Annotated in this window: 19 protein-coding genes; 5 read left to right on the forward strand and 14 right to left on the reverse strand. The window is 40.7% G+C overall.

All coding sequences use genetic code 11. The annotated features are described in order from the left end of the window. The first annotated feature begins 100 nt into the window (after positions 1-100). The 4 genes from proB (at position 101) to LS41612_RS14210 (ending at position 4,437) form a co-directional block, all read left to right on the forward strand. On the forward strand, positions 101-1,195 hold the full coding sequence (proB, locus tag LS41612_RS14195; protein ID WP_024363498.1) for a glutamate 5-kinase: 1,095 nt from the start codon (positions 101-103) through the stop codon (positions 1,193-1,195). 11 nt (positions 1,196-1,206) lie between these two features. Then, complete coding sequence (locus LS41612_RS14200) at positions 1,207-2,457, forward strand: glutamate-5-semialdehyde dehydrogenase (protein WP_024363497.1); 1,251 nt, start codon at positions 1,207-1,209, stop codon at positions 2,455-2,457. Between the two features lie 111 nt (positions 2,458-2,568). Further along, complete coding sequence (locus LS41612_RS14205) at positions 2,569-3,447, forward strand: DMT family transporter (RefSeq protein ID WP_024363496.1); 879 nt, start codon at positions 2,569-2,571, stop codon at positions 3,445-3,447. A 27-nt stretch (positions 3,448-3,474) separates the two neighbouring features. Next, positions 3,475-4,437, forward strand: coding sequence for a carbohydrate kinase family protein (locus tag LS41612_RS14210; protein WP_024363495.1), 963 nt, complete (start codon positions 3,475-3,477; stop codon positions 4,435-4,437). Positions 4,438-4,623: 186 nt separating this feature from the next. Here the strand turns inward: LS41612_RS14210 and LS41612_RS14215 are convergent, their stop codons facing one another. The 14 genes from LS41612_RS14215 to LS41612_RS14280 all read right to left on the reverse strand — a co-directional run bounded on the left by LS41612_RS14215 (position 4,624) and on the right by LS41612_RS14280 (position 18,491). Further along, on the reverse strand, positions 4,624-5,064 hold the full coding sequence (locus LS41612_RS14215) for a GNAT family N-acetyltransferase (protein ID WP_024363494.1): 441 nt from the start codon (positions 5,062-5,064) through the stop codon (positions 4,624-4,626). 79 nt (positions 5,065-5,143) lie between these two features. Next, positions 5,144-5,968, reverse strand: coding sequence for an ABC transporter permease (locus LS41612_RS14220; RefSeq protein ID WP_024363493.1), 825 nt, complete (start codon positions 5,966-5,968; stop codon positions 5,144-5,146). 12 nt (positions 5,969-5,980) lie between these two features. Further along, on the reverse strand, positions 5,981-6,922 hold the full coding sequence (locus LS41612_RS14225) for an ABC transporter permease (RefSeq protein WP_024363492.1): 942 nt from the start codon (positions 6,920-6,922) through the stop codon (positions 5,981-5,983). Between the two features lie 16 nt (positions 6,923-6,938). After that, positions 6,939-8,468, reverse strand: coding sequence for an ABC transporter substrate-binding protein (locus LS41612_RS14230; protein WP_029747319.1), 1,530 nt, complete (start codon positions 8,466-8,468; stop codon positions 6,939-6,941). A gap of 26 nt (positions 8,469-8,494) precedes the next feature. Further along, the gene (locus LS41612_RS14235) at positions 8,495-9,481 is read right to left on the reverse strand and encodes a P1 family peptidase (protein WP_024363490.1); all 987 of its coding nucleotides are present in this window, start codon (positions 9,479-9,481) and stop codon (positions 8,495-8,497) included. A 35-nt stretch (positions 9,482-9,516) separates the two neighbouring features. After that, positions 9,517-10,494, reverse strand: a complete 978-nt coding sequence (locus tag LS41612_RS14240) for an ABC transporter ATP-binding protein (protein WP_024363489.1) — start codon at positions 10,492-10,494, stop codon at positions 9,517-9,519. Continuing rightward, the gene (locus LS41612_RS14245; protein ID WP_024363488.1) at positions 10,469-11,497 is read right to left on the reverse strand and encodes an ABC transporter ATP-binding protein; all 1,029 of its coding nucleotides are present in this window, start codon (positions 11,495-11,497) and stop codon (positions 10,469-10,471) included. Before LS41612_RS14245 ends, LS41612_RS14240 begins: the two co-directional genes overlap by 26 nt. Before the next feature lie 14 nt (positions 11,498-11,511). After that, positions 11,512-12,966 (reverse strand): aldehyde dehydrogenase family protein, encoded by a 1,455-nt coding sequence (locus LS41612_RS14250; protein WP_024363487.1) that lies wholly within the window; start codon positions 12,964-12,966, stop codon positions 11,512-11,514. Positions 12,967-12,976: 10 nt separating this feature from the next. Beyond that, complete coding sequence (locus tag LS41612_RS14255) at positions 12,977-13,723, reverse strand: SDR family NAD(P)-dependent oxidoreductase (RefSeq protein ID WP_024363486.1); 747 nt, start codon at positions 13,721-13,723, stop codon at positions 12,977-12,979. 1 nt (position 13,724) lies between these two features. Then, positions 13,725-14,807, reverse strand: a complete 1,083-nt coding sequence (locus LS41612_RS14260) for an isocitrate/isopropylmalate dehydrogenase family protein (protein ID WP_024363485.1) — start codon at positions 14,805-14,807, stop codon at positions 13,725-13,727. Continuing rightward, positions 14,807-16,036, reverse strand: coding sequence for a M20 family metallopeptidase (locus tag LS41612_RS14265; protein WP_024363484.1), 1,230 nt, complete (start codon positions 16,034-16,036; stop codon positions 14,807-14,809). The genes LS41612_RS14260 and LS41612_RS14265 overlap by 1 nt, the downstream gene beginning before the upstream one ends. 349 nt (positions 16,037-16,385) lie before the next feature. Further along, on the reverse strand, positions 16,386-17,024 hold the full coding sequence (locus LS41612_RS14270) for a DUF3885 domain-containing protein (protein WP_029747318.1): 639 nt from the start codon (positions 17,022-17,024) through the stop codon (positions 16,386-16,388). Positions 17,025-17,245: 221 nt separating this feature from the next. Beyond that, positions 17,246-18,013, reverse strand: coding sequence for a DUF7683 domain-containing protein (locus LS41612_RS14275; protein ID WP_024363482.1), 768 nt, complete (start codon positions 18,011-18,013; stop codon positions 17,246-17,248). Between the two features lie 61 nt (positions 18,014-18,074). Then, positions 18,075-18,491, reverse strand: a complete 417-nt coding sequence (locus tag LS41612_RS14280; protein WP_024363481.1) for an Rrf2 family transcriptional regulator — start codon at positions 18,489-18,491, stop codon at positions 18,075-18,077. Positions 18,492-18,617: 126 nt separating this feature from the next. Between LS41612_RS14280 and LS41612_RS14285 the strand changes: the two genes are divergently transcribed. Beyond that, a complete protein-coding gene (locus LS41612_RS14285) occupies positions 18,618-19,577 on the forward strand; it encodes an alpha/beta hydrolase (protein ID WP_024363480.1) in 960 nt (319 codons plus the stop codon). Positions 19,578-19,685: the final 108 nt, after the last annotated feature.

Raw genomic sequence — 19,685 nt, forward strand, 5'->3', positions numbered from 1 at the left:
GTCCTAGTTTTTAGGACGAAAAGGTTTTTTTTATCTTTATTCAGCAATTTGTGGCTTAGGCGGTAGGAATGCTCCCAAATGGTGAACTGGAGGAATTAGGATGGAAAGAAAAAGAATTGTTGTAAAAATCGGCAGTAGCTCTTTAACAAATGCAAAAGGCGAAATTGATAAAGTACGCTTAATGGATCACGTGCAAGCTATTGCAGAATTAAAAAAATGTGGACATGAAGTATTACTAGTTTCGTCTGGTGCTGTAGCAGCAGGCTTTAAACAACTCGGCTACCCTTCTCGCCCTGTGACAGTAAAAGGGAAACAAGCAGCAGCAGCAGTCGGCCAAAGTTTGCTTATCCAAACCTATCATGCACTATTTAGTATTTATGATATAATGCCTGCTCAGATTTTACTTACACGAACTGATTTTTCGAAAAAAGAACGCTATAAAAATGCCTATGCAACATTTGAGGAATTGCTTGAGCGCTCGATGCTCCCAATTATTAATGAAAACGATACGGTATCGGTCAGTGAATTAACATTTGGCGATAATGATATGCTATCCGCACTTGTCAGTGGGCTTGTCCACGCAGACCAGCTTATTATTCTAACAGACATTAATGGTTTATACGATGCCAATCCCAATAAAAATCCGCAAGCAAAACGAATTGATCGGTTAACTGAAGTCACAGATGAAATGCTAGGCTTCGCTGACGGTGCTGGCTCTAAAGTTGGCACAGGTGGTATGGAGTCCAAACTATTAGCAGCACGTGCAGCTTTAAATGCAGGCGTTAAAGTATTTATCGGGACGGGCTACGGGGCTCAAAAGCTAATCGATATTTTAGATGGGCAAGGCGATGGGACATATGTAGAGCATGAAGCACTCGCTGTCTTAACAAATAACAAACAGTGGATTGCACTAACGGAAATTTCTGGTAAAATTTTTATAGATAACGGTGCGGAACATGCATTATTAGAAAATGGAAAAAGCTTACTGCCTGCAGGTGTCTATCGTGTTGAAGGAGACTTCGAACAAGGTGATGTTGTCGAGGTATACAGCCATAATAAACTGATTGGGCGCGGCGAAGTATTATATTCATCACTTGAGCTAGCACACGCCATGGGAAAACGAACTGATGAATTAACCAATTACCCGATAGAGGTTATTCATCGGGATAAATGGTTAAAAATACAAACGAAATAGGAGGAATTCAAATGACAAGTGAAGTATACCAAAAAGGAAAACGAGCAAAAGCGGCAAGCTATGTTTTAAATATTAAAACAACATGCGAAAAAAATGATGCCTTAACAAAAATTGCGGAACAATTACTAATCGATCAAGATATACTAATTTCAGAAAATTTGAAGGATTTAGCAAATGGGAAAGAAAAAGGCATGGCTACTTCGACACTTGATCGTATTATGCTAAACAAGGAACGTATTACAGCAATGGCTGATGCCATTCATTTACTGGTGAAATTAAATGATCCAGTTGGAACTACGCTTGAGCATATTGAAAAGGATAACGGCTTACTTATTGAGAAGCGTATGGTGCCAATTGGGGTTATCGGCATGATCTATGAGGCTAGACCAAATGTTACGGTGGATGCAGCCACATTATCATTGAAAACGGGTAATGCAGTACTATTACGTGGTAGTTCCTCAGCCAAATTTTCAAATATTGCCCTTGTTTCAAGTATCCACCGAGCACTTGAAAAAACGTCTATCCCAGTCGATGCAGTGCAATTAATCGAAGATACAAGTCGTGACACAGCAAAGGAATTATTCCATTTAAAAGAATACCTTGATGTACTGATTCCACGCGGTGGTAAAGCTCTCATTGATTTAGTTGTTCGAGAAGCTTCCGTGCCTGTGCTTGAAACAGGCGCAGGCAATTGCCATATTTATGTGGACCAAACTGCCGATTACATAAAAGCAGAAAACATTTGCCGAAATGCAAAAACACAACGTCCTTCTGTTTGTAATGCAGCAGAAAGCTTACTGATTCATCCGGAGTGGTTTAGTGAACACGGTATACAGTTGCTAAATGCACTACATGAAGCAGGCGTGACAATTGTAGGTGATGCGACAGTTTGCCAAGCGGTAAATTTTGCGCAGCCCGCTACAGAGGAAGACTTTGCAACGGAGTACTTAGATTTGAAGATTAGCGTCAAAATTGTTGAAAACGTTTATGAGGCTATCGAACACATTAATCAATACGGTACGAACCACTCAGAGGCCATTGTTACTGAAGATCAGCTTGTGGCAGATACATTTTTAAATAATGTAGACGCAGCGGCGGTTTATCATAACGCTTCTACTCGCTTTACAGATGGCTTTGAATTCGGCTATGGCGCTGAAATTGGGATTAGTACACAAAAATTACATGCCCGTGGACCAATGGGCTTACCCGCATTAACATCTACAAAGTATTTCATCCATGGAAATGGGCAAATCCGTGAGTAATCGTTTTCTAATGATACAAGAGCCGACAGTAGACAACGCTGTCGGTTTCTCCATTATTGTAATAGCTAAAAAATAGTAGCCATTTCATTACTACTAGAAAGCAGGTTTGTTATGAATGTCTCAGCAATCATAAAACTTACAGTGTCTATGGCCATTTTTGGCTCCATCGGCTTTTTCACAATCCATACTGGCTTACCCGCTACAGAGCTAGTCTTTATCCGCTGTGTTTGTGCAACGCTCTTTCTTGGCGCTTTATGGCTAATAACGGGCGGGCATAAAACGGAGGTGTGGAACAAAAAGGAACTATTGCGCACCCTTCTTTGTGGGGTCTTTATCGTCTTAAACTGGGTATTTTTATTTAAAGCTTTTGAGGAGATGTCGATTTCGATTGCCATTTCAATTTATAATTTAGCACCTATTTTTGTGCTTATTTTAGGGGCGTTATTGCTTAAAGAAAAAATGACTGTACAAGCCCTTGTCGCAACGATAACTTGTTTTATCGGCAGTATTTTTATTATTGGTTTACAAAACTTTATTTCATTATCTGAATTTATGCAGTCAGGCTTTGTGTGGGCATTGCTCTCAGCTTTATTTTATGCATTTACGATGTTAACAAGCCGAACGATAAAAAATTTAAGCGCCTATGCCTTAACATTTATACAAACGGCGGTAGGTATTGTGATGCTAGTACCGTTTGTAGATTTTTCATTATTTGAAGGATTGACAACAACGAATTGGCTTTATATTTTAGGGACAGGCTTTATTCATACCGGATTCGTTTATTATTTATTTTTTGATAGTATTCGTAGCCTATCTACTATACTAGTGTCTGTTTTAGTATTTGTAGATCCCGTTGTCGCTATCTTATTAGATATGCTACTGCTTGATTTCATGCCTAGCCCTATTCAAACGCTTGGTATCTTACTCATTTTTGGTGGGATTTTTTATACTATTTATATTCCAAAGCAAAAAGCTCATTTGCAGGAATGAAGCATTGATTGGACAAGGAGGTATTGTATGCGAAAACTGTATGCAATTGGTGAGCTCTTAATTGATTTTACGCCCGCTGGACAAAGTGGTTCGCTTTTATCGGTCGAACAGTTTACGAAAAATGCGGGTGGTGCACCGGCGAATGTAGCAGCAGTCTGTGCAAAATTAGGCCAACCCGCTGCCCTACTAACACAGGTTGGACAAGATGCATTTGGGGACTTTTTGATTGCTACCGTGAAACAAGCTGGTGTAGATACGCAATATATTGCACAAACAACTGAAGGTGAAACAAGCCTTGCCTTTGTGTCCTTGACTGCGGATGGTGAACGTGACTTTTTATTTTATCGAAAAAATGCGGCTGATTTATTGTACAGCCCAGCACAATTGCCAACGAATTTACTAACAGCCCATGCTATCCTCCACTTTTGCTCGGTGAACTTGGTGGATAGTCCAATGAAGCAAACACATCAGGCGATTATTGAGCAAGCGCATGCTACGGAGAGTCTTGTTTCTTTTGACCCGAACGTACGACTCCCCCTTTGGCATGACGCTGAAGCATGCCGGCAAACGATTTTAAACTTTATTCCGCGTGCGCATATCGTAAAGCTCTCTGATGAGGAATTATCGTTTTTAACGCATATAGACGATGAGCAGCAAGCCGTGCAGTCATTATTTCAAGACAAGGTTCAAGTCATTTTCGTCACGCATGGTGCACAAGGAGCTAGTCTTTACACGAAGCAACAGCATGTAAAAGTTGCTGCTGAAGTTGTACAAGCGCTTGATACAACAGGTGCAGGTGATGCCTTTATCGGTGCCATTTTGAGTATGTTGTTGCAGAAAAACATTACAGTAGAGTCGCTCGAAGCCTTTTGCGAAACATTTGCTACGCCCCTTCTTACCTTTGCCAATCGTTATGCCGCTACATCCACAACAAAACATGGTGCTATCACATCTTACCCAACATTACAGGAAGTCCCTATTCCTTTTTAAATTAAAGACTCCATTTTGACATACGCAAAATGGAGTTTGTTTTATATAGTTAAAGGTCTTCCATATTTAATCTCGATGCGCGGGTATTCCTATGTTTTTCGCGGGTAAATGCTCTCATTTCGCGGGTAAACTCTCCACTTCCGCGGGTAAAAGCACTCATTCCGCGGGTATTTAACCTACTACACGTTAAGCATTGTTAAATTGCTTTTTCATTAAAACATGTGGAATGCCTGCGTCCAAATATTCCTCTCCTGTGCGACGATAGCCAAACTTTTCATAAAAGCCCTCTGCATATACTTGTGCACTAAGTTTTGATTGCGTTAAACCTTTCTCCTGTGCCAACCCTTCAAGCTTGTCAATGATCACTTTTCCGAGCCCGCATTTACGAAATGGCTGTAAAATACAAATTCGTTCCAGTTTGCCATAGCCGTCTACTACACGTAATCGAGCTGTACCAACGGGTTGTTCATTGATATACACAAGAATATGTTCACAAGACGCAGCGAGTGTATCAAATTCATCGTATTCTTCGGATGCTGGAATTTGTTGCTCTTCTATAAATACAGCTTTGCGAATAGCTAAAGCCGTTTGCAAATCGCTGTCTGTTGTAATAATGGTTGCGTTCATTAATAATAGTCCTCCTCAGTTATGAGCATATAATTACTATAGTATAGAACGTTTTATATTACATTGCCAATCACTAAAACTATTTGGAGCGGGGGTCCATATAATCCCTCACAGCATTACTCAACATATACAACCCTAGCACTAATAGAGTAATAGCTCCACCTGGTGCAAATGTATACCACGAAGCTTTTACTAAATATGCTTGCGAATCTTTTAACATACGCCCCCAACTAGGATTTGGTGGTTGAACGCCAAGCCCTAGATAACTTAGTGCTGCTTCAGCAAGCATGGCCGTCGCAAAAGTAACCGTTGCTGCCACAATAATTTGGGATGATATATTAGGTAAAATATGACGAAACATAATGTTATAAGGTTTGACACCAATTAATTTAGCGGCTAGTACGTATTCGGCATCCCGATGTTGGACAAAGCCACTGCGTGCAATTCGAGCAATGGCAGGTATGGCAATCACACCAAGGGCAATTGCGGTATTGACTACGCCAGGCCCGAAAACAGCTACTAGCATTAACGCTAAAATTATGCCTGGAAACGCCATTAGCGCATCCATTAAGCGCATAAATAGTTCATCGACCCAGCCACCTAGAAAACCTGCTAGTCCACCGATTAAAATACCAAATGATGTACCGATAATGACCGTTAATAAACCTACCGCAAAGGCTGTTTGTGTCCCCTTCATCATCCGACTAAAAATATCACGTCCAAATTCATCTGTACCAAATAGATACTTACTACTTGGGCTGTGTAATTTTTCGGGAATATTCATCATATTCACATCATATGGCGTATAAAAGAAGCTAGTAATCATAACAAGTAAAAACCCGACGATGACGAGTAGACCAATGAGTAAATTTATATTTTTCATATATCGTTTCACAATGTCCATTGCATCCACCTCTCATCGTAATCGGATTCTTGGATCTAACACAGAATATAAAATATCGACGATAAAATTAATAACAACAACGGCTACCGTAATATACATCACGATGCCTTGCACTAGTGGGAAATCGCGATTACTAATCGCTGTAATCAATAGCTGTCCAACACCTGGCAAGGAAAATACCTGCTCTACAATAATCGTTCCTGCCACAACTTCTGCCATTATCAAACCAAAAACGGTCAAAATCGGAATCATAGCATTTTTTAACACATGCTTATACATCACATTCCGTTCCGACATCCCCTTACTGCGAATTGTCCGTACATAATCAAGTTGCATTTGTTCTAAAATGGCCGTACGCACGTAACGGAAGTTGACAGCAATTTGAGGTATAGCGATAGTTAACGCCGGCAGAATAAGCGTACTTAACGCCCCGGCAACACTTTGTGACCACGGAATATAGCCACTAATTTTAAAAAAACTAAACTGCATACCCACATATAAAATCAGCATCATCCCGAGCCAAAATGAAGGCACCGCCATCCCAATTTGTGTCAATGTCGATAAGGATACATCACTCAGCTTATTTTGGCGTCTCGCAGCAAACATGCCAAGTGGCAAGGAAACCATTAATACAATGGTTAATGTCAGGACAGCTAGTGACATCGTGACAGGCAGTCTATCCAACAATAAATCTTTTACAGGCATGGAGAAACGAATGGAATGACCTAATTCTCCTGTCAATAGTCCCTTTATCCAATCAGTGTATTGTTCATAAAGGGGACGGTTCAAACCAAGCTCAGACCGCAAGTTTTCAATTTGTGTTGCATCCGCTTCTGTTCCTAACATTGTTCGAACAGGATCCCCAGGTAAAATTTGAAAAACGCCAAACGTAATCATCGACACTAGAAGAATCGTTGTCATTAACAGGATGAATCGACGTATCATATACATCATTTGCAATCATCTCTTTCTAGTTTGAGAATTTTACCTCGGACATATCATGGAACCAGAATGGATAGCTCTTTAGCCCTGTTACTTGCTTGTCAGAACCCCAGACGATTTGGTAATCCGCTACATAAACCGACACTGCCTGCTCCGCTAAAATTTCTTGTGCACGTTGGTAATAAGCCATTTGCTTTGCCGTGTCTGTTTCCTTTAAAACGTCAGCCATGATGTTGTCGTATTCCTCATTCTTAAATAAGAAGAAGTTTTCACTCTCATTGGTAGAAATATAGTCATTTAAAATTTCATAGGCAGAGGCACGACCTGTTAAATCAATCGTCGTCATAGTATAGTCGCGACCAAAGTACACACGATCAAGCCAAATCCCCCATTCCACCACTTCAATCTCTACATCTACACCAATTTCTTTGAGGTTAGCGGCAACAATTTGCGCTATATTGGAATAAATATCGTTATGAGAAGATACAGTAATTTTGGTTTTAAAGCCGTCTGGGTACCCTGCTTCAGCTAATAATGCCTTGGCCTTTGCCACATCAAGCTTGTACTTATCTTCTAACCCTTTCTTTTGATAGTCTCCCATTGCTGGACTCATGTTCGAGCCAAGTGGTACAGCATAACCAGCAAAGACAGAATCAATAATATCCGCTTTACTGATGGCATAGTTCATAGCCTGACGCACTTTGATATTATCAAACGGTGCTTTCGTTTCATTAAACGTGACAATTAAAGAAGAGTTATTGTTTTGATGCGATAAATGATGACTATTTTCCACCTCATTTACCCGTTGCCAAGGGACACTTGTTAAATCAACTTCATTTGCCATTAAGCTCATAATGGCTGCTTGATCATCGGATTGGAACGCAAAAGTTACTTTATTTAAGTAAGGCAAGCCTTCTTTCCAATAGCTTTCATTCTTTTTCAACACTAAATTTGAGCCTGGAGCATATTTCACATAAGCAAAAGGACCAGTCCCGATTGGGTTTTCATTATGCTTGCCGTCATTACTTTTCGGTATAATGGCGGCTTGGCGAGCAGTCAAGGAATAGAGGAAATTGGAATTCGGTTCTTTTAACTTAATGACAAAAGTCCTTGTATCTGGGGCTTCGGTAGATGCTACATTATCAAAGTTATTCGACATTTTTTCGCCACCATTTTTGCCCATTAAGCGATCAAACGAATATTGAATATCTTCTATTGTTAAATCCTCGCCATTATGAAATTTCACACCTGAACGAATTTTAAACGTATAAGTTAAACCATCCTGTGAAATTTCATAGCTTTCCGCAAGCCCTTCTTTTAAGGAGCCATCTGTTTCGGGTGCCATCAATCCTTCAAAAATATTAAGAATCATCTGATAGGAAATCGAGGCTGTTGCTTTATGAGGATCTAAAAAATCCGGGTCGTCATTAATGCGGACTACAATTTCTTGTGGTGTATCTGTTGTTACTGGCGCATTTGTCGGTACTTTATTTGTATCTTTTTTGTCATTATCATTTGAACATGCGCTAATCATCACCCCTAAAAGCAATAACAACATTAGGAAAACCCAATTTCTACTCTGCTTCAAAGTATTTCTCCCCCTTTATGCTGTTGTTGAATACTTATATAACTTTCTACGTCCTCTAATTGAGTAGCACCTTTAACACCAGCAATAATCGCTTCCTCCACGACCTTTGTTGCTAAGTGTCCAATATAGTCGACTGGATACGTTTGCTGTCCTGTACCTAAAACAAAAATCGTATCGCCGTCTAGCATAGTATGGACAGGATAAATCGTACGTGCTAAGGCATTTTGTGCTAGTTGTGCGATTTTTTTCGCCTCTGCCTTTGTTAACTTTGCATTCATCGCAACAACGCCAATGGTCGTATTGGTACCAGCGAGTGCCTGAGATTGACCATGCTCTTCTAAATAGGAACAACTATCCAGCCATTGCCCTGTTGTTCGGTTACGCGCCCCAGCAATCGTTGTTCGAGTAGTAGGGTCCTTTACATCGCCTACTGCATTGACCGCTACCATAGCGCCTACGATAAGCCCATCCTTCCCTATAAGTGAACTACTGCCTAAACCACCTTTCATACAAAATTGTGGCCCTGCTAATTTCCCAACTGTTGCACCATAGCCTGCGCCAATATTGCCATTTACAAAAGCACCAATCTTGGCATTTTTCGCTGCTTCATAACCCATCTGAGCTGATGGTCTTATATGTGCGTCACCAATAAATAAATCAAATAATACTGCACTAGGTACAATTGGTATTTTGGTAACACCCGCATCTACCCCTACACCTTGTTCCTCTAAGTAATGCATAACACCTGTTGCGGCATCCAAACCAAATGCACTGCCACCCGCTAGACAAATGCCATGCACTTGTTGAATTTCATTAATAGGATCCAATGCATCTGTTTCACGTGTGCCTGGTGCAGAGCCTCGCACATCGACTCCACAAACAGCACCATCTTCCACTAAAATAACGGAGCATCCCGTTATGCCTTCTCTATCTTCCGCATGCCCTACTTTCACGCCTGGTACATCGGTAATATTGCCAAACATTAACCCACCCCCTTTTTAAAAATTGAATATTCTGATTATTTTTCGTATAAAAAGCACGCTACTTGCTGATGCTCATTTTTTTGTTGCAATGGAGGCCGCGCTAGCCGACATTGCTCCATGACAAACGGACAGCGTGTATGGAACACGCAACCAATCGGTGGATTCATCGGGCTTGGTAGCTCCCCCTGTAATGGGACTAATTGCTTCGGTTCATCAAAATTCACAACAGGAATCGCAGAAAGTAACGCTTGTGTATATGGATGAAGTGGATGTGCATACAATTCTTTTTTTGTGCCTACTTCCACAATCCTTCCTAAATACAGCACTGCAACACGATCGCTAATATGTTTGACAACACTTAAATCATGGGAAATAAATAAATATGTTAATTGAAATTCATCCTGTAAATCCATCATCAAGTTTAATACTTGTGATTGTATGGAAACATCTAAAGCAGAAACTGGCTCATCTGCTATGATAAACTCCGGATTGATGGCAAGTGCTCGGGCAATGCCTATTCGTTGTCTTTGCCCACCTGAAAATTCATGGGGAAATTTGTGCATAGCATCTTCCGGTAAACCAACCTTTTGTAATAGTTCTCTGACCCGTTTTTTACGCTGCTCTTTCGTTAATGACAATTGTAAAGCCATTGGTTCCTCAATAATGGCGCCTATACGCATGCGTGGATTTAATGATGCAAAGGGATCTTGAAAAATCATTTGCATTTGGTTGCGATATTTTTGCAATTCGCGCCCCTTCAAATGATGAATGGCTTGGCCTTTATACAAAATTGCTCCAGCTGTCGGTTCAACAAGCTTTAAAATCGCGCGCCCAAATGTTGACTTTCCAGACCCTGATTCCCCAACAATACCAAGTGTCTCCCCACGGAAGATGTCAATTGAAATATCATCAACAGCCTTAACGACTTTTTTTGCTTCTTTCATAGACTTACGTTTCACAGGAAAATAAGCTTTTAAATGATGAATTTCAAGTAATACTTCTTTGTCCGTCATTTACCAACGCCCCTTCCTCCGTGTATAAATGACACCTTACATGATGTTGATGCTGCAACAACGTAACTTCTGGTAAAACATGACGGCAATGCTCCATCACAAATGGACAACGTGGTGCAAAACGACAGCCTTCTGGTAATGCATAGGCAGGTGGTACAGTGCCTGGGATAGATGGTAACCTTTTTATATCAGTTTCTAAGGTAGGCATCGTTTTTAATAAGGCAATTGTATAGGGATGTTTCGGTTCGAGAAATAACGCACGAACAGGCGCTTGCTCCACAATTTGCCCAGCATACATCACCATGACGCGATCTGCGGTTTCAGCAACAACACTCATATCATGTGTTATAAACAAAATGGCTGATTGCTGTTCTTTTTTCAGCTTCATCATTAACGTTACAATTTGTGCTTGCACCGTAACATCCAATGCCGTTGTCGGCTCATCTGCAATCAATAGTTGGGGGTTATTGGACATGGCAATAGCAATCATCACACGTTGTCGCATGCCACCGGATAACTGATGCGGGTATTCAGTGAGAACCTTTTCTGCATTGGCGATACCCACTTCTTTTAATAGTTGTAGTGACTTTTCTTTCGCTTGTTTTGTAGATATTTTTTGATGCCTACGAATCGCTTCCATCATTTGATTGCCAATGGTAAAAACGGGGTCAAGTGATGTCATCGGTTCTTGAAAAATCATGCTCACTTCATTGCCTCGAATCTTACTCATTTCTTTATTATTCATAGCGAGTAGATTTTTATCGTTTAATGTAATGGAACCGGCGGATATTTCTCCAGGAGGCATCGGAAGCAAGCGCATGATTGACAGCGATGTTATACTCTTGCCACTGCCTGATTCCCCTACAAGTGCTACCGTCTCACCTTTATAAATAACAAAGCTTACATCATCGACTACTTTTGCCTTTTTCCCATTTTTCAAATGAAATTGGACGTGTAATTGCTTTACTTCCAACAACACTTGCTTGTCTTGTGCTTGTTCCACATGCTCCCCCCTGTTCACGGTCGCTCAGGTGTTGCATAGCGTATCGCAATATTTTTCATTTGGGTATAATTTCTTAGTGCCACAAAACCTTTTTCACGGCCGATTCCGCTCTTTTTATAACCACCAAACGGCATTTGAATCCCACCTGCTGCGCCGTAATTATTGACAAATACTTGTCCTGCCTTCACTCGGCTAGCCACATAATGAGCCGTGTCTAAATCTTTAGACCAAACACCAGCTACTAATCCATAATCCGTACCATTGGCTAAGGTAATTGCTTCCTCCACTGTTGAAAACGTCAATATAGTTAACACCGGTCCGAAAATTTCCTCCTGCGCCAGTTCAGCCTCGGCATCTACGCCATCGAGAATCGTTGGTTGGATATAGTAACCTTTTTCATAGCCTTTTATTGTTAGCGTGTCGCCACCCGTGATCACATAACCATCCTCTTTTGCTTGTTGCAACAGTGCGGAAATCTTTACATATTGCCGTTCATTTAATAAAGGGCCCATATCAACATCAGCTTCCCCCGGGCCAATCTTCAAAGTTTGAAACCTGTCAACTAACCGCTTGATAAACAACACTTTTGCATCTTCTTCAATTAGTAAGCGCGCACCAGCAGAGCATGTTTGCCCCGCATTTTGAATAATGGCACGGACTACGCCTTCTAATGCCTGTTCCATTGGCGCATCCGCAAACACAATATTCGGGGACTTTCCACCGAGTTCTAATGTGACAGGTACGATGTTTTGGGCTGCTGCTTTCATCACTTCTATACCCGTAGCAACAGAACCAGTAAATGTAATATGATTAATGTCAGGATGCCTCGTTAACAACGGGCCTACCTCACGACCTAATCCCGTAATATGTTGAAAAATCCCTTTTGGGAATTTTCGGGCAAACCATTGTGTCATCGCATGGGTTGTCAACGGGGTATCTTCTGCACTTTTGACTATGACTGCATTTCCTGTTGCAATTGCTGCGGCAACGCTTCTTGCCGTAATTTGTAAAGGATAATTCCACGGTACAATATGGACGGTAATCCCTACAGGTTCTAGCACGACAGCATTTAATATACCGTCTTCGATAGGGATCGTGTCTCCCATAAGCTTATCGGCAGCCCCACCGTAAAACTCAAAGTAACGTGCTGCTGCTTCAACATCGGCACGTGCTTGTGTTAAGGGCTTTCCAACATCCCGACATTCTAGCAAACTCCATTCTTCAGCATGCATGCGAATATACTGTGCCAGTTCGAGTAATAGCTGACCACGCTCAAAAGCTTTCACTTGGCGCCACTCTTCACTTTCAACCGCAATACGTGCAGCTTGTACCGCCTCATCTACCTGTGCCTTACTAGCATTTTTTAGTTGCGCGAGTACTTCACCAGTAGAAGGATTGACAACATCTATAAACGCCTGACCATCTCCTTGTACCCACTTTCCATTTATTAGCATCGGTATAATTTGCATCGTACTCCTCCTATAAGCCACGGCCTCCGTCTACATGTAACGTTGTCCCTGTTACCATGCCTGCTGCATCTGATAGTAGGTAACTTACGGCACCTGCAATATCAGATGGGTCGACTAAACGGCCAAGTGGCACTGATTGTATAAAAACATTGTGCTTTGCATGTTCAGCATCTGCATTATGTGCAGTAAACTGCGCTAGCATTTGCGTGTCTGCTGGTCCTGGATGAATGGTATTGACCCGAATTTGATGGGAGGCAAGCTCAATTGCCAGCCCACGTGTAAAGCTTTCCGCCGCTCCTTTAGAAGCAATATACACCTGCAAACCGGGACGAGGACGCACCGCAGAAATCGATGCAATGGTCACAATCGAACCTTTTTTCCGCTTCTTCATATACGGCACAATGGCCTTTGTTGTAATAAACAGACTTTTCACATTTACGTCCATTAGTCGATTCCAATCATCCATTGTTACTTGCTCAATCGGCGTCGCAGCCTGTGCAATGCCTAATGCATTGACCAACCCATCAATTCGTCCATACTTGGCGTAAACTTCATGGACAATGGCTTGTATGCTATCTTCTTGCAAAACATTGACTTCATATGTTTGCAAAGATTGTTGCGCTAGATGTGCGAGTGAAGTAACCGATAAATCAAGACCTATCACAATATGCCCTTTGCCCAGTTGGTCTTCTATAATCGCCTTCCCCATTCCTCCCCCAGCACCTGTCACAATGATTACTTGCTGTGTAACTGCCATCTTACACACCCCTTGCTGTTTGTTTAATATTTTCAAGCGCCAGACAAATGGCATCCCCCATTTGTGTAGTTGTTGCCTGTCCGCCAATATCCGCTGTTTGCACGGCTCCCTCGATTAACACTGCTTCAATTGCCGCAACGATTCGCTTTTCTAAATCAGGTCTTCCAATATGCCCAAGCAATAACGCAAGTGACCAAATTTGCGCAATCGGATTAGCAATCCCTTTCCCTGCAATATTGGGTGCAGAACCGTGCACTGGTTCAAACATTGATGGAAATGCTTTTTCAGGATTTAAATTTGCCGAAGGAGATAACCCTAGCCCTCCAACAAGTGCCGACCCTAAATCCGATAAAATATCGCCGAATAAATTCGATGCCACCACTACTTCAAAATCTTGCGGCCGCTCTACAAAATAAGCGACTAATGCATCGATATAGAGAGATTCCAACGTTAAAGTTGGCGAAGCTTGTGCCACAACATCTTTCGTCATCTCATCCCAAAACTTCATAGCATAGATAATGGCATTTGATTTCGTTGCACTGGTAATTTTCGACTTGCCATTTTGATGAGCATAATCACACGCGGCTTGTACAATTTTTTTAACACCGAGCCGTGTCATTATCGTATTTTGAATCGCCATTTCCTGTGGCTGGTTATGATAAATATGTCCACCACTATTCGAATATTCCCCTTCTGTATTTTCACGGAAAATAACCATATCGATATCTTTGCTATTCGCCAATGGTGAAGCAATGCCCTGTAGTGATTTGACTGGTCTAAAATTGACATATTGCTGGAATTGCTTACGAATCGGCATAATAAATTCCCATACCGTAACATCATCTGGTACACGCGCATCACCAATCGCACCGAATAATATCGCATCATAGTTTCTTAATGTAGTGAGCGCATCTTTTGGCATCATACAACCATGCTGTACATAATAATCCGAGCTCCACGGAAAAATGGTCGTTTCAATGTCTAAAGATGGTTCATCTTGGCGCAGTTGTGCAAGCACTTTTAATGCTTCTGCCATCACTTCCTTACCAATACCGTCTCCAGGAATAACTGCGATTTTGACCATTATGCATCACCTGCTAAAAACTTTAATGCTGCTAAACGATAAATAGCTGTCGTTTCTGCAAGCTCTTCAATATCGACATATTCATCAATTTGATGCGGTAGTTCACGGTCACCCGCCCCAACAGTGACGATTGGTATACCATGTACATGGAGGAAGGTTCCATCCGTAGCACCTGGCACTCCGTTATAAATTGGCTCTTTTTGCGTCACCTCTGCTACCGCTTCGTAAATAGCTTGGACAACTGGCTGTTCTTTTGCAGTAGCGGTTGCTGGGCGATTATCCAGCACCGTAAGCTCCACTTGAAAGTCTGGATCATCTGCTTGGAGTCGTTGAATAATGGCATCGATTTTGCCTAATAATTCATCATGATCCTGGGCTGGAACGGTGCGAATATCTAGCGTCGTCATACAATGATCAGGGATTACATTAATTTGCGCATCCCCTTTTACTGGTGCACGTAAAATCGTTGGTGTAATGGATGGCCAGTTAAGCATTGGATCACGACCTAAACGCGCTTGCTCTTCTTTTTCTAACTTTTCAAGCTCCACAATCAAACGTGCCATCCGCCAATTCGGATTAATGCCACTCCAAGAAATCGCGCCATGTGCCATTTTGCCGAAAATATCGACCTGTAAGCGAATAGCACCGCGTTGTGCAATGCAAACATTATTTTCTTGTGGCTCACAAATAATGGCACCATCTACGCCATCCGCCCAGCCATTGCGAATAAAATGTTTTATGCCTAACATGAGCCCTTCTTCATCACATGGGATACATAAAATAATTTTGCCCGTAAATTCCTCGCCATCTAGTAGCAATGACTGACAAGCTGTTATCATACAAGCGAGATTACCTTTTGTATCATTCGTCCCGCGTCCATACATACGTCCATCAATAATTTCCGCACCGAAAGGATCATATGTCCATGCTTCACGATTGCCTTCGGTTACAACATCTGTATGTCCTTCAAAAAGTAGCGTTTTCCCTGGCTTTCCAGAATCAATAATGCCAATAACATTCGGTCTACCAGGTACAACTTCTTCGACAAACGTTTCAATACCGCTAGCTTGCAAATATTGCGCCACGTAATTGGCTACTTCCTGTTCATTGCCATGCGGGTCATTTTCGCGATAGACACTTTCAATCCGCACGAGCTTTTGTGTTAAGGCAATAACCGTTTCCCGATCTCGTTGATACGTTGCCGTTGTCTTGATCGTTGGTTCAAGCATGTATAAAGCCCCCTTTATATTAGAAAATATTTACAATTTATATTTTCATATTGTATATTTACTAATATATTGGACAAAATGATAATCATTCATAGAATCACACGAACTTTTTTTACCGCTTTTTCCCAATAGAAAACACTCGCCCAAAACGCAATAAAAGTTACGTTTTGAGCGAGTGCTTTTGTATTTTAATTTCTAGCTTTTACGCATACTTAATAAAATCCATCGTGTGCTTTTGATACTAGTGCGCAATATCTTCGGTAATTAAGGTGGATGCTATTAGCTCCAATAGTCGATTTCTTTCCTTTCAGATAGGTTTTTAATAAAGGTAGACATTCACTATCATGTTCTATAAAAACACCTTATCAATTTCCGCTCTGTCATAGTCTAAAATCCAGTCATTCTGCTTCTTGTAAATATCTTTTATTGTAGCGGGAGAAGTTGCCAACAAATCACAACCTCTGTCATCGTAGACGTGAAAAATGGTTTTCCTATTAATATTTATGAAGTAAACATCATAGTAAATCTGCGGTTTCAATCCCAAGTCTTGATTGCAAATGGCTTTTAACAGTGGAATATAGTTAAAATCGAACGTTTTACATTGTAAAGTAAAACGATGCGTTATTAATTTCCCATCTTCATTATCTTCAGGGAATATATACGGTAACGCTTCATGCTTTAATTTCAACAATAAAGATTGGTTCACATAACGTGGAAAATTTTTAAATTTACGTTTTAAGTTTCTATTATTTTTAACATCATGAATATCCATCACTACAAAAATCTCTTCATTTGGACTATGCAGTGCTTCAAATAAAGTAATCGCTCTTTTATAACACCCTAACACATAAGGATTATTTGGATAATCATATTCTCTTTTCCAATTAACCCCAAGTTCAAAACGGATCCCTATATGCCAATTATAAAATAAAGGTGGTCGAAGTAGTAAATTGGGGTAATTTTCGTGCATAAAGTCATGTAACTGCATTTTATCACCTCTCATTATTATCTCTTCAATATTTCGAATATCTGGGAAACACAAACTACTATGTTTCAAATAATTATAAATGTTAGTATATTAGCTCCTTCCCAAATAAACAGTGGTTTGTAATAACTTACACGCGCCCAAAACGCTTTAAAAGCAACGTTTCAGGCGCGTGTTTGTGTTCATATATTATATTAATAACAACTTCGAACATCTCTATTTACTTAACTTCCAGCTAATAAATAGTATTCATACTTATTAAAGTCCATTTTATGCTTGATTTTCTTTTGGAAAAACTTCGCATTGTCCTCTGTAATTTTGTAAGAGCCTGTAACCGGATGAATAGAAGAGAGTTGAAAAATAGTTTGCAACTCCTCTAACGTAATATCGGTCAATAATTCACTATCTTCGATTATTGCCTCTCCTGGAAAACTCCATGACACTTCTCGTATAACATTCTTTTCAGAAAGATAATAGGGAGACATCATTTGCTCTACAAAAAGACATTGCTCGCTCGCAAATTGAAGTGCTTCCTGTTGTATGCTGTTCGCTCCAATATACATATAGTAGTCATAACCGAACTGGACAAAGAAATCCTCGGTAATCAATTGGCAATGAATAAACTCTCGCAACACCATTTTACAGACGATAGGAATTTGAGCAATGGTTACTAGCATATCTTCTGCCAACGAAATTGTATCAAACGCAGCATCATATAAAGGAGAACTTTTATCCACGTCAGACAGACCATATGTCTCAAGATGGATTAGTCGGACATTCTCAATTTGATAAACCTCAAGACATTTCATTACCGTATCTACATACGCATTCTCGACCTGTAAATAGTCGCCTAACGTTAATATTTCTCCATGAAAAGATTTCCCGATTTCTGAAGCACTTGTCCACTCATCTCGCAAATAATGTCGTTCTGCATTTCGATAAGCAGGATTGTACTTAGTAATACGCCATTGATAGTCGATTTCTCTATGCACAGATAGATGCACCTCCATTATTAAAATAAGTACAGAGTCTACGAGTCTTATTCCCTACCACCTATTGACTTCTATTCTCCAAAATATCTTGAATTGTATAGTCGGCCAGTACCGATTGAAACGTTTTTTCGGCTTTTGCAATAACCATAGAGATAAAACGTTCTGAACCGGTAGATGGCACCGACCAATAGGGTGTTTCATTGTCATTTCCTAACACTTTATAAATATCTTGCATCGTAATTTGCGCTGGTGTTTTATTGAGACAATAGCCCCCATAACGACCACTATGCGCCTGTACATAATCCTGTTCTGCAAGTTTGGCGAGCATTTTTCTAATGAATGTAGCATCTTCCCCTAGTGTCTCGGCAATGACATTACTTTTTAGTAGTTCGTTCGATTCCGCCATGAGGACAATTGCTCGCAATGCGACATGGAACCATTTTGGCCCAAGATCACCCGATTGGATAAGTAACTGCATTGTCATTCCCCCAATTTTCTAAATACTCTTTTTTTCGTTTGACTTCTCTTAATCATTGTACTATATTTTAATTGTGATATTTTAATCACAATTAAAATATCGTTTCAATATAAGGAGGGCATGCAAGTGGAAAATCGAGTACACCCTGAATTAAAAACGTTCTTATCAGCTATGGAAGATTTGCATTTAACAAGAGAGAATATTGCACAGTCGCGTGGTGCGATGAATGAAATGCTTAGCGGTGACGAAGTAAAAATGGAGAATGTTATGATATCAGAGCGCTTTATTGCTAGTCCTAACGGGGCCCCAGACGTTCGTATTCGAATTTATGAACCAGTTGAAAAATATGGCGCTGTACCTGCTATTTTATATATTCATGGTGGGGGATTTATCATTGGCTCAATCGAAATGTTTGATGCAAGTTGTCAAATGCTTGTTGCTCAATTAGATTGTGTTGTCGTTTCAGTTGGCTATCGCTTAGCACCTGAACATCCTTACCCTGCTGGTGTAGAAGATTGCTATACAGCCCTTGAATGGCTAGCGGCAAATGCTTCTGAACTAGGGATTGATTTAACACGGCTTGCTGTCCATGGTGCAAGTGCTGGAGGTGGATTAACTGCCGCGGTTTCCTTGTTGGCAAGGGATCGAAAAGGGCCGAAAATTGCTTTTCAAATGCCACTTTATCCAATGATTGATAATCGTTGTATTTTACCGTCAAATAATGAAATTACTGATGCTAGAGTATGGAATGGTCCGCAAAATCAGCGTGCATGGGAAATGTATTTAGGGCCTCATTACGCTAGTGAAGCGCCTATTTATGCAGCTCCTCTGCATGCAGACGATTATGCTAATCTTCCTCCTACGTATACATTTATCGGCGATTTAGATCCATTCCGCGATGAAACTATTGAATATGTTGCGAGGCTTACAAAAGCGGGTGTACCGACTGAATTTCATCTATATCCTGGATGCTTTCATGGCTTTGAACACATGGTCCCACAAGTAGAAATTAGTCAACGAGCAATTAAAAATTATATGTATGCCTTTAAGAAAGCATTTGAAAAAGCGGCTTCACCTACTACTTAAATTACTTTTCCACGCCTGATTAGCGATACTGGAGAATTTATTGGCGATTTCGGATGCTTTAGTGTCTCTTGATTCTAGCAGCGAAAAATACAACAAGAGCATCGAAAT

Origin of the sequence: Lysinibacillus sphaericus (assembly GCF_002982115.1) — a bacterium.
Taxonomy (GTDB): domain Bacteria; phylum Bacillota; class Bacilli; order Bacillales_A; family Planococcaceae; genus Lysinibacillus; species Lysinibacillus sphaericus.